This is a genomic window from Klebsiella aerogenes KCTC 2190 (assembly GCF_000215745.1).
Lineage (GTDB): Bacteria > Pseudomonadota > Gammaproteobacteria > Enterobacterales > Enterobacteriaceae > Klebsiella > Klebsiella aerogenes.
This window is the reverse complement of sequence record NC_015663.1, coordinates 1,986,588-1,999,323: the sequence shown is the minus strand read 5'-3', so window position 1 is coordinate 1,999,323 and position 12,736 is coordinate 1,986,588. Positions and strand designations below refer to the sequence as shown.

Sequence of the window (12,736 nt, the reverse complement as noted above, 5' to 3'; positions counted from 1 at the left end):
CTCATAAGCAGGATAAAAATATGCGGAGCAGGAGGAAAGCCATGCCCGGGCGCTTTGAATTGACATCTACCCTGGCGAAGATCTGGCACGCCCCGGATCAACTTCGTCTCATGGATCCGCTACCGCCCATGCATCGCCGCGGCATCATCGCCGGCTTCCTGCTGGTCATTATTGGTTTCCTGCTCCCCTCCGGCGATAACAGCACGCCGACCCAGGCCAGCCGCGAAGCTAATCTCGATCTGCAGTCCCAGTCTCAGCCGCAAGGTTCGGGCAATCAGGCCGTGCCGCTTCCGCCAATCACCAATACACCGACGGTCAGCGATGCCGACCAGGTTGCGCCTGTGGCGCCTGAAGCCATTCAGGATGAACAGCCAGACCAGACGCAAACCGCTTCCTCTTCTCAGCCGTATCAACAACCGGCGCAGCAGCAGTCTGCGCCGGGCATTGAACAGCAGTGGCGCACCTACCGGATTGAATCGGGCAAAACGCTGGCGCAACTGTTCCGCGACCACGGTCTGCCAGCCACTGACGTCTACGCCATGGCGCAGGTCGAAGGCGCCGGCAAACCATTAAGCACCTTGCAGAGTGGACAGACGGTGCAAATTCGCCAGAACGCCAACGGCGTCGTCACCGGCCTCACTATTGATACCGGCAACGGCCAGCAGGTGCTGTTCACCCGCCAGTCGAACGGCAGCTTCGTGCGTGCGCGATAAACACTTCGCTTAGGCCGGGTCGAACACCCGGCCTAACGCGCCTGGTTTTTGTTCACCCAGCGGATCCCTACACATACCAACACCAGTGCGATCGCGTACTTCCACTCAAAAATATTCTCGCCAAGAAAGATCGCCGACAGCACCGTCCCGGCCACCGGGATAACAAAGTTAAACGGCGCAATCATACTGACGCGGTTGTGCTTGAGCAGTACGCTCCATAGTGCAAAAGCTACCGACGACAGCAGAGTTAAATAGCCAAGGATCATCGCTGCGGTCACGCTGTGCATCCGTAGCTCCCCGCCGGTCAAATACCCGCCCGCCACCAGCACCAGGCCGCCGAAGGCCAGTTGCCAGCCGGTCATCACCGTTGGGTCGACGGTTTGCGAGATGCGTTTGCCGTAGAGCGTCGCCGCCGAGAGGATGAACGCCGCCAGCACGACAAATCCATCCCCCTGCCAGACAAAATTAAAATCGCCCAATGAGGTGTTGAAGTTCACCAACATCACGCCAATGAAGCCCAGCACGCAGCCGATAGTTTTGTTATAGCTGAGCCGGTCATTCTGGTAGATAAAATGCGCCAGCAGAACGCTGAAGAACGTCCCGGTGGCATTCATGATCGATCCCTTCACTCCGGTGGTGAACGCCAGGCCGACGTAGAAGAAGGCGTACTGGATAGCGGTCTGCGTCAGCCCCAGCATCGCCAGCTGCCCGCACTGGCGGCCATTGAGCCGGGCGATGGGTTTGCGCTGCGCGAGCGCAAACAGCAGCAACAATAAGCCTGCAAACAGGAAGCGATAACCGGCAAAAACAATTTTTGAGGGGACATCATCGGTGGCGATGTACAGAAGTTCATAGCCGTTTTTTATCGCGGGATAAGAACTGCCCCACAGCAGACAGCATAGCGTCGCGCAGACATAAGCTACTTTTTTATTGGCAAAAATCGAGGGGGTCGGAAAGGAAGCGTCCATTAACTTTACCGGAAATAAAATCGTGTTTTATTTTATCATCCAGAAAGTGGAGAGAATAGCTACCATACCAGATAAAAATCAGGCTGGCGCTAAAAAGCAAAACGCCGGCACAAGGCCGGCGCATCGACGTGAGTTGAGTAAAAAATTACTCAGCTACAACGTTAACAACCAGTTTAGCGAAGACTTCGCTGTGAACCTGGAAGTCTACTTCGTGCTCACCGGTGGTGCGCAGAACGCCGTTCGGCAGGCGAACTTCGCTCTTCGCAACGGCAACGCCAGCTGCAGAAACAGCGTCAGCGATGTCGCGAGTACCGATGGAACCGAACAGTTTACCTTCGTCGCCAGATTTGGACGCGATGGTAACGGTGCCCAGTGCGTTGATTGCTTCAGCACGTGCGTTAGCAGCGGCCAGAACGTCAGCCAGTTTGGCTTCCAGTTCAGCGCGGCGCGCTTCGAAGAACTCAACGTTTTTCTTGGTAGCTGGAACAGCTTTACCCTGTGGTACCAGGAAGTTACGAGCATAGCCCGCTTTAACGTTTACCTGATCACCCAGGCTACCCAGGTTTGCTACTTTATCAAGCAGAATAACTTGCATTACCTTATCCTCTCAAAGTCGTATTAATGGACCGTGACCGATTACTGATGACGATCAGTGTACGGCAGCAGGGACAGGTAGCGTGCGCGTTTGATAGCGCGAGCCAGCTGACGCTGATATTTTGCACGGGTACCGGTGATACGGCTTGGGACAATCTTACCGCTTTCGGTGATGTAGTTTTTCAGCGTAGCGATATCTTTATAGTCGATCTCTTGAACGCCTTCCGCGGTGAAACGGCAGAACTTGCGACGACGGAAATAACGTGCCATATGGCTAGTCTCCAGAATCTATCAATTCAATCTGCTCGGCATGCAGAACCATTTTACTCAAGCCGTTCTTTGCCTTATGGCAACTAATGAACCCTTGAACGGTGACTGCGCTACCGACCGTTATACTGTGAGTAATGGCCTGGTTCTCGTGTCCGCTAATAATAACGGGCATTTGGCACCACGCCTGCCGGTGAAAACCGGCTTCCTCCTGCACAGAACGATGCTCAAGCACGAACTGGCAATGAGGAATTCCTGACGGGCTGACCTTTCGAAGGGGCATCCTGCACACGGTGCCGGACAACACCAGACGGTTGGTCATCAGGATTACTCTTCAGAATCCCCAGCTTCAGAATCATCTGCGGTTTCGTTAGCGAAATCTTCACGACGCTCACGGCGCTCGTCTTTCGCTTTAACCATCGGAGATGCTTCGGTAACAGCGTGCTTAGTACGCATTACCATGCTGCGGATAACGGCGTCGTTGAAGCGGAAGTTAGTTTCCAGCTCATCGATCGCTTCCTGCGGCGCTTCAACGTTCAGCAGAACGTAGTGAGCTTTGTGCAGTTTGTTGATCGGATAAGCCAGCTGACGGCGGCCCCAGTCTTCCAGACGGTGGATCGTACCTTCTGCTGCAGTGATTGCACCAGTGTAACGTTCGATCATGCCCGGAACCTGTTCGCTCTGGTCAGGATGGACCATAAAAACGATTTCGTAATGACGCATCGAATTGCTCCTTACGGATTATTCAGCCTCCTGTCTGGGTCAGCCGCGGCCCATGGAGGCAAGGAACGTGTTAAAGGGCGGCTGAAAAATTGACGCGTCATTCTAATTGCGCCCCCCCAGGAACACAAGCGCATTTGCACAAATAATTCGCACTAAGCGCCAAGCTGGGCTAAGTGGGTGATTTAAAATTAACCAATAACGAACGCGGCATTTTTTTGAACAACTGCATCAGAAAAGGTCGCTATCAGGCGACGCGCCAGCGATTACAATTTAATCAATGGCCAGACACCAGCAAGAGGAGTCCAGCGTTTTACCCGTACTGTCAGTAAGGAGCGTTCTATGAAAAGCATTATCATCGCCGTTATGGCTGCGCTACTCCTTAGCGCCAACGCGCTGGCAGCCATCAAAATCGATGGGCGTCAGGCTCGCAACATGGACGATGTGCAGAGTCTGGGCGTAATTTATATCAACCATAATATGGCTAGCGAGCAAGAGGCCGACCAGGCCCTGAACCAGGAAAGCGATGCCCTGGGAGCGAAGTACTTCCAGCCAATCCTGATTCACGAACCGCAGAGCAATGGCCTTATTCATGCCAGCGCCGCTTTTTACCGCTAACCCAGGTCGATGCTTCGCCTCTCCTCACGAGGGGCGAAGCGATAGCCGATGTAAACGCAATTGAGAATTATTTTCCAAACTGACTTACCAGCGTCATCGCAACCTGATTTAATCATCAATTCACCGTTTGTTAATCAGGAGTGATTGATGGTCCCGCGTTTCGCGACGTTAGGTCGCATCCCGAAAGGAGTTTGGGTGCTCGGCGGCGTCAGCCTGCTAATGGATGTCTCATCCGAGATGATCCACAGCCTGCTTCCGCTGTTTATGGCCACCACGCTCGGCGCCAGCGTCATTATTATCGGTCTTATCGAAGGGCTAGCCGAAGCCACCGCCTTAATTCTCAAAGTCTTCTCCGGCGTCATTAGCGACTACGTTGGCAAACGCAAAGGGCTGGCGCTGCTTGGCTACGGGCTGGGGGCGCTGAGTAAACCGCTGTTTGCCCTCGCGCCGAGCGCCGGGGTGGTATTTAGCGCCCGCATGATCGACCGCGTCGGAAAAGGTATCCGCGGAGCGCCGCGCGATGCGCTGGTCGCCGACGTAACACCGCCGGAGATCCGTGGCGCTGCCTACGGGTTACGCCAGGCGCTGGATACCGTCGGCGCCTTTCTCGGCCCGCTGCTGGCGGTGCTGCTGATGTTCATCTGGGCCAACGATTTTCACGCTATCTTCTGGGTGGCGGTCATTCCCGCCGTACTATCCATTGCTCTACTGGGCTTTGGCCTGCAGGAGCCGAAATCCGCCATCGCGCACAAACGTAGCAACCCGCTGAAGCGCGAAAACCTGAAAAAGCTCTCTGCCGCTTACTGGTGGGTGGTGGCGATCGGCAGTATTTTCACCCTCGCCCGCTTCAGCGAAGCCTTTTTGGTACTGCGCGCCCAGCAGATGGAGATCCCGCTGTTTACTATTCCGCTGGTCATGGTCGCGATGAACCTGGTCTACAGCCTCACGGCTTACCCGTTCGGTAAGCTCTCTGACAGCATGAGCCACAGTAAACTGCTGCAATGGGGGCTGCTGGTGCTGATCCTCGCCGATATCGTGCTGGCGCTCAGCGGCCACTGGAGCACGCTGCTGATCGGCGTCGCGCTGTGGGGGATTCACATGGGGATGACTCAAGGCCTACTGGCGGCCATGGTTGCGCATACCGCGCCGCCGGAACTACGCGGTACGGCATTCGGCATGTTCAACCTGATGAGCGGGCTGGCGCTGCTGCTGGCCAGTACCGGCGCGGGGATACTCTGGGAAAGCTTCGGCGCCGCATCGACGTTTTACGCCGGCGCGGTTATCTGTCTGCTGACGCTCATCGGCATGCGCTGTATGCCATCGGCCTATCGTCAGGGTTAAAAACGGCTCCGGGGCCAGACCAGTTGCTTCACCCTGAGGTGAAAGCCCCGGAGCGCGTAGCTTACTTCTGCCCGTAGTAGGCGTCAGGCCCGTGTTTACGCAGAAAATGTTTCTCCATTAGCCAGCTGTCGATGGGCTGTAGCTGCGGATTAATGCCGCGGGCGATCCACGCCATTCGCGCCACTTCTTCCATCACCACCGCATTGTGCACCGCCTCGTGGGCATCTTTCCCCCAGGAGAAGGGTCCGTGCTGATACACCACAATTCCCGGCGTATGTAACGGGTTGGCCTCGCCCAGCGTTTCGATAATCACCTTCCCGGTGTTCAACTCATAGGCCTCTTCCACCTCCTGTGCGCTGAGCGCCCGGGTGCAGGGGATATCACCGAAGAAGTAGTCCGCGTGGGTGGTGCCGAGCGCCGGGATTGCCAGCCCCGCCTGCGCCCAGGCGGTAGCGTGCGTCGAGTGGGTATGCACCACCCCGCCAAGGCCGGAATAACGGCGGTATAACGCAAGGTGGGTAGCGGTATCAGAAGAGGGGCGCCAGCGCCCTTCCACCACGTTGCCCTGCAAATCGACCACCACCATATCATCGACGGTCATTGACTCGTAGGCTACGCCGCTGGGCTTAATCACCACCAGCCCACGCTGCCGGTCGATTGCGCTGACGTTGCCCCAGGTAAAGGTCACCAGCCCGTAGCGCGGCAGATCCATATTAGCTGCAAATACCTGCTGTTTAAGCTGCTGCATTATGCCGCCTCCGTCAGGCCCGCGCGGGCCATCCGCGCTTTCACCCAGTCACGGGCTTTCGCGACTTCCGCCGCCGGGTCATCGGTGGTTTCGCTCCACATCTCAATCAGATACGGACCGCAGTAGCCCGTCTGCTTGAGCGTTTTGAAGCAACGTTCAAAATCGACGACCCCTTCACCAAACGGCACGTTTTTAAAGACGCCGGGCTTCGTATCTTTGACATGTACCGCCACGATATGCCCCATGCCGGCCTGCAATTCCATCTGTACGTCGTTATCCCACGCCGATAAATTGCCAATATCCGGATAAAGCTGGAACCACGGATTGTTCAGGTAGTGGGCATAACCCAGCGCCTTACTGATCGAGTTCATCAGCGGATAGTCCATGATTTCCATCGCCAGCGTGACCTGAGCCCGGCTGGCCATCTCGACGCTCTCTTTCAGGCCTTCACGAAAACGGCGGCGCGTTTCATCATTCGCCTGCTGATAATAAACATCGTAGCCCGCCAGTTGGATCACCCGAATCCCCACATCCTGCGCCAGCTGAATGGCTTTACGCATGATATCCAGCCCCTGCTTGCGCACCGCGTCATCTTCGCTGCCTAGCGGAAAACGACGATGGGCGCTAAGGCACATCGATGGTACCCGGACGCCGGTTTCGGCTACCGCCTTGACCAGCGCGAGGCGCTGCTCCTGGCTCCAGTCCAGCCGGGCGAGACGGGCATCGGTTTCATCAAGCGACATTTCAACAAAATCAAAACCCAGCGCTTTCGCCAGCTGTAACCGCTCCAGCCAGCACTCCCCGGCGGGGAGCGCTTTTTCATAGATACCGAGCGGAATTTGTTTCGACAACATAACCGCTCCTTAACCCCACAGCTGGGCGATAGAGCGTTTAAACTGGCGAGCCGCTTCCACCGGCGAGGCGGCATCGCGGATGCTGCGCCCGGCAATAAAGACGTGAATAGGGATACCGGCGAACAGCGGCAGGTCTTCCAGCGCCAGTCCGCCGGTCACGGTGACTTTGAAGCCCATATCGGAAAGGCGCTTAATCGCGCTGATATCCGCCTCGCTCCACGCCACGCCCGCGGCCTGCGCGTCGCGGCTGCGGTGATAGACCACCTGCTGAATACCCGCATCACGCCACGCCTGCGCCTGCTCCCAGGTCCAGAAGCCGGTCAGTTCAATTTGTACGTCGCCATTGAACTCTTTGGCGACATCCAGCGCCCCTTTGGCGGTGTTGATATCGGCGCAGCAGATCACGGTCACCCAGTCGGCGTTGGCTTCAAAGCACATCCGCGACAGGATTTTACCGGCATCGGCGATTTTGGCATCCGCCAGCACGATTTTATGCGGATACAGCGCTTTCAGATCGCGCACCGCGCGCACCCCTTCACCGACGCAGAGAATAGTGCCGACTTCAATGATATCCACCTCTTCGGCGATCAGCCGGGTGGTCTCATAGGCGTGAGACAGGGTTTGGTTATCCAGCGCAACCTGCAACATTGGTAACTGAGACATCGTATCAACTCCCTCTTAAACAGCCGCCGCAGTGGCGTTTTCAATTAAATCCAGCACTTCCTGCTCGGTGCGGCAGGCGCGTAAACGGTCGAAATTGGCTTCGTCATCAAACAGGTTAACGATCTGCATGATGCCCACCTCCTGGTGGGTGGTGGCGTCAACTGCCGCCATGGTGATCAGAATGTCGACCGGGTCGTTATCTTCGTGATTGAAAATTAGCGGTTTTTTGAGCGTCACCAGCGCAAAGCCGGTTTTCTTAACGCCCTCTTCCGGACGGCCGTGCGGCATCGCCAGCCCCGGCGCGATAACAAAATAGGGGCCATGCTGCGCGACGCCATCGAGGATCGCCTGGTAGTAACGCGGTTCCACTACGTCGGCGGCCACTAGCAGATCGACGCCGATTTTCACCGCCTCCTGCCAGCTTTCCGCCTCCGCCTGCAGGCGTATGGAGTGGTTCTGCGCCAGAGAATCATGAAGTTTCATGGCGGCTCCTTATTTCACATCCTGCGGGAAGTGGGCTTTGATCACTTCAAGCAGTTTTGGGCCGAAATCCGCAGGCGACAGCATATTGCGCACGCCAACCACATATTTATTGCCAGTGACGGTGATTTCGCCTGCGATGTGGGTCGAGGCAATAATGATATCCGCGCCGTTTAGCTCGCTTTTATACTCACCTACCGCGCAGCTGTTCACCGTGTGGTCGATATTTGATTGCGTCAGGAACTGGTCCACCTTCATTTTCATGATCATGGAACTACCTTGCCCGTTGCCACACACAGCCAGAATACGTACGGTCATAATCAGAACTCCTTATTGAGCAGAGGCTTCTGCCAGTTGTTTTTCTGCGTCTTCCTCGGCGCGCAGCGCGCGGCCGGCGAAGAACATATAAGCCAGTGAAATCAGAATAATGACGGCCATAAACGCCAGCCCTATCGAGGCGAAGCCCTGCATCATCGGCGGCGCCAGGATTGACCAATCCGCCATGCCCATCCAGGCGCTCATTCCGGTCAACTTCACCGCCCACACGCAGCCGAAGATTTCAATCATGCCCATCACCAGACAGATCTTGAGCGCCGCGCGCCAGCCGCCGAAGTGGTTAGCAAAGACGCCAATCGTCGCGTTAGAGAAGAACATTGGAATAAAGCCCGGGATGATCAGGATGGAGGAGCCAACGCCGACGAGAATACCCACGGCAATCAGTTGGCCGATGGTACCCCACATAAAGCCCCAGACCACGGCATTCGGCGCGAAGCTATAGATAGCGGCGCAGTCGATCGCCAGCACAGCGCCGGGGATCAGGCGCTGAGAGATGCCGTTAAAGGCTTCGGACAGCTCGGCGACGAACATACGTACGCCCTGGGTAATGATGAAAATGGCCACGGCGAAGGAGAAACCGGTCTGCAGGATATAGACCGTCCAGTGGGTTTTGCCCGCCATCGCCTGTACAACGTCGATGCCAAAGGAGAGCAGAATGGCGCCAAAGAAAATGGTCATCACAATCGCGGTAGAGACGATGTTGTCGTGGAAGATATTGAGCCAGCCCGGCAGCTTGAGGTCTTCGACGCTCTCCTCTTTTTTCCCCAGATACGGCGCCACTTTATAGGCAATCCACGAGGCAAACTGCTGTTGGTGGCCGATAGAGAAGCCGCAACCGTCGGTAACCAGTTGAGTCGGCTTGAACATCATGTTGGAGGTGATACCCCAGTACAGGGAGACCAGTACCGCGGTACAGATAATGGTCGTCCACATGGAGTAGCCGAAGATGAAGAAAGAGACCGCAATCAGCCCCGCCTGCTGAAACATGATATGGCCAGTCAGCATGATAGTGCGGATGCCGGTAATGCGGCGCAGCAGGACGTAACAGATATTTAGCGCCAGCGCCAACAGCACCGCATACCCCACCCAGCTATAGGCTTCACCCATCCGGTCGATGGTCGCCATCATTGAGGCGTAGGTGTCGGAAATCGCGCCATTGATGCCATAAACCTCTGACATTTTCGCCACCACCGGCTTAAAGGTGCTGGTAAGAATGCCGGAGCCGGCTTGTAACAGCATGAAACCAATGATGGTTTTGATCGTGCCTTTGATAATCACGCTGACGCTTTTACGCAACAAGATATAGCCAAGGCAGGTCACGATACCCAGCAGCAGCGGGGCATTAGTCATTACCTGATTAAAGAAGACGGTAAAGATGTTGTAGAGGATCTCCATAACACACTCCAGAAGAGGAAGGCTTTGAACGCGCATGACGCTCAGCAGTTGTCGTCGCCCTCACTCTAATAATCAAAAACAATCACAACAAGATTGAATTTGATTAAATGTGACGCATCACGCAAATAATCACATTTTTTATGCGTGTATTTTACATTACGTCATATCACAACCAAACAAACCACTAATATCAACAATATACATACATCCATGATATTAAATTCAGGGTTTATCAGCGCGTTAGCGCAACGATATCAGCGCTTTTTATCGAAAATAGCCGATTGCATTCCTGAAAAAACAGTGACAATATCAATCAAAACAAATCACCAATTGATTACTTTTGAAATAAAAGAGGAAGAGATAGATGAGTAAAGTGCAAACCATCACCCGTGAATCCTGGATTTTGAGCACTTTCCCGGAATGGGGCAGCTGGCTGAATGAAGAGATCGAACAAGAGCAGGTTGCGCCGGGCACCTTTGCCATGTGGTGGCTGGGATGCACCGGTATTTGGCTTAAATCGGAAGGCGGCGCTAATATTTGCGTCGATTTCTGGTGCGGCACCGGTAAGCAGAGCCACGGTAATCCGCTGATGAAAACCGGCCACCAGATGCAGCGCATGGCCGGGGTGAAAAAACTGCAACCGAACCTGCGCACTACGCCATTCGTGCTCGATCCTTTCGCCATCCGTCAAATTGACGCCGTGCTGGCGACGCACGATCACAACGATCATATCGACGTTAACGTTGCCGCCGCGGTGATGCAAAACTGCGCCGCCGATGTGCCGTTTATCGGGCCGAAAACCTGCGTTGACCTGTGGATTGGTTGGGGCGTGCCGGCAGAACGCTGCATCGTCATGAAACCGGGCGATGTGGTGAAGATCAAAGATATTGAGATCCACGCGCTCGACGCATTCGATCGTACTGCTCTCATTACCCTGCCAGCCGATCAAAAAGCCGCCGGCGTGCTGCCGGACGGCATGGACCAACGCGCGGTCAACTATCTGTTCAAAACGCCGGGCGGCAACCTGTACCATAGCGGCGACTCCCACTACTCCAACTACTACGCGAAGCACGGCAACGAGCATCAGATTGACGTCGCCCTCGGTTCCTACGGGGAAAACCCGCGCGGCATCACCGACAAAATGACCAGCGCCGATATCCTGCGCATGGCGGAATCGCTGAATACCAAAGTGGTTATCCCGTTCCATCACGATATCTGGTCCAACTTCCAGGCCGACCCGCAAGAGATCCGCGTACTGTGGGAGATGAAAAAAGATCGTCTGAAATACGGCTTCAAGCCGTTTATCTGGCAGGTCGGCGGTAAATTTACCTGGCCGCTGGATAAAGACAATTTCGAGTACCACTACCCACGCGGGTTCGACGACTGCTTTACCATTGAGCCGGACCTGCCGTTCAAATCCTTCTTGTAACCGTATTCCGGCGGGCGCGCTCGCCGGAATTCCCTTTCCGCATTAGTATTTAGCGTTGATTTCAAATATCATCTTTGCTTGTCACTTTTAATCGGATTCGCTCATGACTGAAGCGCAAAGACATCAAATTTTACTGGATTTGCTGGCGCAAACGGGATTCGTCACCGTTGAACAGGTAATTTCCCGTCTCGGCATCTCTCCGGCGACAGCAAGACGCGATATTAATAAGCTGGATGAAAACGGTAAGCTGAAAAAAGTTCGTAACGGCGCGGAAGCCATCAGCGAACAGCGCCCACGTTGGTCGCCAATGAACATTCATCAGGCGCAAAACCATGATGAGAAAGTGCGGATTGCCCGCGCCGCCTCGCAGCTGGTGTCGCCGGGCGAAAGCATTGTTATCAACTGCGGCTCCACCGCCTTCCTGCTCGGCCGCGAACTATGCGGCAAACCGGTGCAGATCATCACCAACTACCTGCCGCTGGCCAACTATCTGATTGACCAGGAGCATGACAGCGTGATCATTATGGGGGGGCAATATAACCACAGCCACTTCATCACCCTCAGCCCGCAGGGTAGCGAAAACAGCCTGTATGCCGGCCACTGGATGTTCACCAGCGGCAAAGGGTTAACCGCCGAGGGATTGTACAAAACCGATATGTTGACTGCGATGGCCGAGCAGAAAATGCTTAACGTCGTCGGCAAGCTGGCGGTACTGGTCGATAGCAGCAAAGTCGGCGAACGTGCCGGGATGCTATTCAGCCAGGCCAGCCAAATCGACCTGGTCATTACCGGTAAGCAGGCCGATGAAACGATCCTCAAGCAGCTTGAGGATCAGGGCGTGCAGGTTATTCGCGTTTAAAGATGCCGCAGAAAAAAGGCGGTGGTCGCGTCCAGCGCTTCCGGGGTAATGCGATGACGCACGCCCTTTTGCCAGTGACAGGTCAGGTTAGTTGCCAGGCCGCTCTGCGTTAACGCCTGCTGTAGGCGGAAAGTGTCGCCGGGCGGAACCACATCATCGGCATCGCCGTGCCACAGCAGCAACGGCTTATCAGCCACTGCCGCCAGCTGATGAGTGACGTCCCACTCCGCCAGGCTTGCCGTATCGAATTCGGGCGACGGAAACAACGTCTGTGCAAGGGTGCTGAAATAGCCCGAGCCCATCAGGCAGGCCACGCATTTAAGCTCAGGATGATGGGTCATGATGCCGAGCGCGGTCATGCCGCCCATTGATGCGCCGGCCACCGACAGCCGCTCGTCTTCCAGCCACCCCTCAGCGATAATCGCTTCCCGCAGTGCGGCAAACTCAACAAAGTTTTGTCGCAGGATCGGCCAAAAGCGCAGCATTCGCCCGGCATCATCGCCGTGAAAACGCGCGCCATGTTCGGCGGCATCCGGCATAATCACCCGGAAGCCGGCTTCGGCCAGCGCGACGGCAAAGTAGCTGTAGACCAGTTTGGAAGAGGTAAAACCGTGATAGAAGACGATAACCGGCAGCGGTTTCTCCGCCATCCCTGCCGGACAGGCGTGAATCACTTCACCGCCCGCCAGATTGCGCATTTCGAGTGTTATCATTTATCGTCTCCTTCTTTATAGTGGCATCACGCAATGCG

Annotated in this window: 17 protein-coding genes; 5 read left to right on the top strand and 12 right to left on the bottom strand. The window is 55.5% G+C overall.

The window, feature by feature from the left end; translation table 11 throughout:
- Positions 1 to 41 precede the first annotated feature (41 nt).
- Entirely contained in the window at positions 42 to 713 is a 672-nt protein-coding gene (locus tag EAE_RS09655; protein WP_015368604.1) for a LysM-like peptidoglycan-binding domain-containing protein, read from the top strand.
- Positions 714 to 745: 32 nt separating this feature from the next.
- Here the strand turns inward: EAE_RS09655 and EAE_RS09650 are convergent, their stop codons facing one another.
- The 5 genes from EAE_RS09650 to rpsF form a co-directional block, all read right to left on the bottom strand.
- Positions 746 to 1,681, bottom strand: coding sequence for a DMT family transporter (locus tag EAE_RS09650; protein ID WP_015704182.1), 936 nt, complete (start codon positions 1,679 to 1,681; stop codon positions 746 to 748).
- A gap of 145 nt (positions 1,682 to 1,826) precedes the next feature.
- Positions 1,827 to 2,276 (bottom strand): 50S ribosomal protein L9, encoded by a 450-nt coding sequence (gene rplI, locus EAE_RS09645; RefSeq protein ID WP_015368607.1) that lies wholly within the window; start codon positions 2,274 to 2,276, stop codon positions 1,827 to 1,829.
- A 41-nt stretch (positions 2,277 to 2,317) separates the two neighbouring features.
- Positions 2,318 to 2,545 carry a 30S ribosomal protein S18 gene (rpsR, locus tag EAE_RS09640; protein WP_000135199.1) on the bottom strand — a complete coding sequence of 76 codons (228 nt, stop codon included), beginning with the start codon at positions 2,543 to 2,545 and terminating at the stop codon, positions 2,318 to 2,320.
- 4 nt (positions 2,546 to 2,549) lie between these two features.
- Positions 2,550 to 2,864, bottom strand: a complete 315-nt coding sequence (gene priB / locus EAE_RS09635; protein ID WP_015704181.1) for a primosomal replication protein N — start codon at positions 2,862 to 2,864, stop codon at positions 2,550 to 2,552.
- A 5-nt stretch (positions 2,865 to 2,869) separates the two neighbouring features.
- The gene (gene rpsF, locus EAE_RS09630) at positions 2,870 to 3,265 is read right to left on the bottom strand and encodes a 30S ribosomal protein S6 (protein ID WP_004098001.1); all 396 of its coding nucleotides are present in this window, start codon (positions 3,263 to 3,265) and stop codon (positions 2,870 to 2,872) included.
- Positions 3,266 to 3,604: 339 nt separating this feature from the next.
- Between rpsF and EAE_RS09625 the strand changes: the two genes are divergently transcribed.
- Together EAE_RS09625 and EAE_RS09620 are read left to right on the top strand one after the other, a co-directional pair.
- A complete protein-coding gene (locus EAE_RS09625) occupies positions 3,605 to 3,880 on the top strand; it encodes a YdgH/BhsA/McbA family protein (RefSeq protein ID WP_015704180.1) in 276 nt (91 codons plus the stop codon).
- A 147-nt stretch (positions 3,881 to 4,027) separates the two neighbouring features.
- Positions 4,028 to 5,221: an MFS transporter gene (locus tag EAE_RS09620; protein WP_015704179.1), complete on the top strand. Its 1,194-nt coding sequence runs from the start codon at positions 4,028 to 4,030 to the stop codon at positions 5,219 to 5,221.
- A 61-nt stretch (positions 5,222 to 5,282) separates the two neighbouring features.
- Here the strand turns inward: EAE_RS09620 and EAE_RS09615 are convergent, their stop codons facing one another.
- The 6 genes from EAE_RS09615 to ulaA are packed head-to-tail and all read right to left on the bottom strand — an operon-like array spanning position 5,283 to position 9,697.
- On the bottom strand, positions 5,283 to 5,969 hold the full coding sequence (locus EAE_RS09615) for an L-ribulose-5-phosphate 4-epimerase (protein ID WP_015704178.1): 687 nt from the start codon (positions 5,967 to 5,969) through the stop codon (positions 5,283 to 5,285).
- Complete coding sequence (locus tag EAE_RS09610) at positions 5,969 to 6,823, bottom strand: L-ribulose-5-phosphate 3-epimerase (RefSeq protein ID WP_015704177.1); 855 nt, start codon at positions 6,821 to 6,823, stop codon at positions 5,969 to 5,971. The genes EAE_RS09615 and EAE_RS09610 overlap by 1 nt, the downstream gene beginning before the upstream one ends.
- A gap of 9 nt (positions 6,824 to 6,832) precedes the next feature.
- Positions 6,833 to 7,486 (bottom strand): 3-keto-L-gulonate-6-phosphate decarboxylase UlaD, encoded by a 654-nt coding sequence (gene ulaD / locus EAE_RS09605; RefSeq protein ID WP_015368613.1) that lies wholly within the window; start codon positions 7,484 to 7,486, stop codon positions 6,833 to 6,835.
- A 15-nt stretch (positions 7,487 to 7,501) separates the two neighbouring features.
- Positions 7,502 to 7,969: a PTS ascorbate transporter subunit IIA gene (gene ulaC / locus EAE_RS09600; RefSeq protein WP_015368614.1), complete on the bottom strand. Its 468-nt coding sequence runs from the start codon at positions 7,967 to 7,969 to the stop codon at positions 7,502 to 7,504.
- 9 nt (positions 7,970 to 7,978) lie between these two features.
- Positions 7,979 to 8,284 carry a PTS ascorbate transporter subunit IIB gene (gene ulaB / locus EAE_RS09595; protein ID WP_001577590.1) on the bottom strand — a complete coding sequence of 102 codons (306 nt, stop codon included), beginning with the start codon at positions 8,282 to 8,284 and terminating at the stop codon, positions 7,979 to 7,981.
- A gap of 12 nt (positions 8,285 to 8,296) precedes the next feature.
- Entirely contained in the window at positions 8,297 to 9,697 is a 1,401-nt protein-coding gene (ulaA, locus tag EAE_RS09590) for a PTS ascorbate transporter subunit IIC (protein WP_015368616.1), read from the bottom strand.
- A gap of 364 nt (positions 9,698 to 10,061) precedes the next feature.
- Here ulaA and ulaG point away from each other — a divergent pair, with 364 nt between their 5' ends.
- Together ulaG and ulaR are read left to right on the top strand one after the other, a co-directional pair.
- Entirely contained in the window at positions 10,062 to 11,126 is a 1,065-nt protein-coding gene (ulaG, locus tag EAE_RS09585) for an L-ascorbate 6-phosphate lactonase (protein WP_015368618.1), read from the top strand.
- A gap of 103 nt (positions 11,127 to 11,229) precedes the next feature.
- Positions 11,230 to 11,985: an HTH-type transcriptional regulator UlaR gene (ulaR, locus tag EAE_RS09580; protein WP_015368619.1), complete on the top strand. Its 756-nt coding sequence runs from the start codon at positions 11,230 to 11,232 to the stop codon at positions 11,983 to 11,985.
- Here the strand turns inward: ulaR and yjfP are convergent.
- Entirely contained in the window at positions 11,982 to 12,698 is a 717-nt protein-coding gene (yjfP, locus tag EAE_RS09575; RefSeq protein WP_015368620.1) for an esterase, read from the bottom strand. The two genes, ulaR and yjfP, sit on opposite strands and share 4 nt — an antisense overlap.
- Between the last annotated feature and the right edge of the window lie 38 nt (positions 12,699 to 12,736).

What these genes read in the sequence shown, in the direction of transcription:
- yjfP (WP_015368620.1), bottom strand. Translation starts at nt 12,698, where the DNA reads ATGATAACACTCGAAATGCGCAATCTGGCGGGCGGTGAAGTGATTCAC.
- EAE_RS09650 (WP_015704182.1), bottom strand. Translation starts at nt 1,681, where the DNA reads ATGGACGCTTCCTTTCCGACCCCCTCGATTTTTGCCAATAAAAAAGTA.
- priB (WP_015704181.1), bottom strand. Translation starts at nt 2,864, where the DNA reads ATGACCAACCGTCTGGTGTTGTCCGGCACCGTGTGCAGGATGCCCCTT.
- rpsR (WP_000135199.1), bottom strand. Translation starts at nt 2,545, where the DNA reads ATGGCACGTTATTTCCGTCGTCGCAAGTTCTGCCGTTTCACCGCGGAA.
- ulaC (WP_015368614.1), bottom strand. Translation starts at nt 7,969, where the DNA reads ATGAAACTTCATGATTCTCTGGCGCAGAACCACTCCATACGCCTGCAG.
- rpsF (WP_004098001.1), bottom strand. Translation starts at nt 3,265, where the DNA reads ATGCGTCATTACGAAATCGTTTTTATGGTCCATCCTGACCAGAGCGAA.
- EAE_RS09620 (WP_015704179.1), top strand. Translation starts at nt 4,028, where the DNA reads ATGGTCCCGCGTTTCGCGACGTTAGGTCGCATCCCGAAAGGAGTTTGG.
- ulaD (WP_015368613.1), bottom strand. Translation starts at nt 7,486, where the DNA reads ATGTCTCAGTTACCAATGTTGCAGGTTGCGCTGGATAACCAAACCCTG.
- ulaR (WP_015368619.1), top strand. Translation starts at nt 11,230, where the DNA reads ATGACTGAAGCGCAAAGACATCAAATTTTACTGGATTTGCTGGCGCAA.
- EAE_RS09610 (WP_015704177.1), bottom strand. Translation starts at nt 6,823, where the DNA reads ATGTTGTCGAAACAAATTCCGCTCGGTATCTATGAAAAAGCGCTCCCC.
- EAE_RS09615 (WP_015704178.1), bottom strand. Translation starts at nt 5,969, where the DNA reads ATGCAGCAGCTTAAACAGCAGGTATTTGCAGCTAATATGGATCTGCCG.
- EAE_RS09625 (WP_015704180.1), top strand. Translation starts at nt 3,605, where the DNA reads ATGAAAAGCATTATCATCGCCGTTATGGCTGCGCTACTCCTTAGCGCC.
- rplI (WP_015368607.1), bottom strand. Translation starts at nt 2,276, where the DNA reads ATGCAAGTTATTCTGCTTGATAAAGTAGCAAACCTGGGTAGCCTGGGT.
- ulaB (WP_001577590.1), bottom strand. Translation starts at nt 8,284, where the DNA reads ATGACCGTACGTATTCTGGCTGTGTGTGGCAACGGGCAAGGTAGTTCC.
- EAE_RS09655 (WP_015368604.1), top strand. Translation starts at nt 42, where the DNA reads ATGCCCGGGCGCTTTGAATTGACATCTACCCTGGCGAAGATCTGGCAC.
- ulaG (WP_015368618.1), top strand. Translation starts at nt 10,062, where the DNA reads ATGAGTAAAGTGCAAACCATCACCCGTGAATCCTGGATTTTGAGCACT.
- ulaA (WP_015368616.1), bottom strand. Translation starts at nt 9,697, where the DNA reads ATGGAGATCCTCTACAACATCTTTACCGTCTTCTTTAATCAGGTAATG.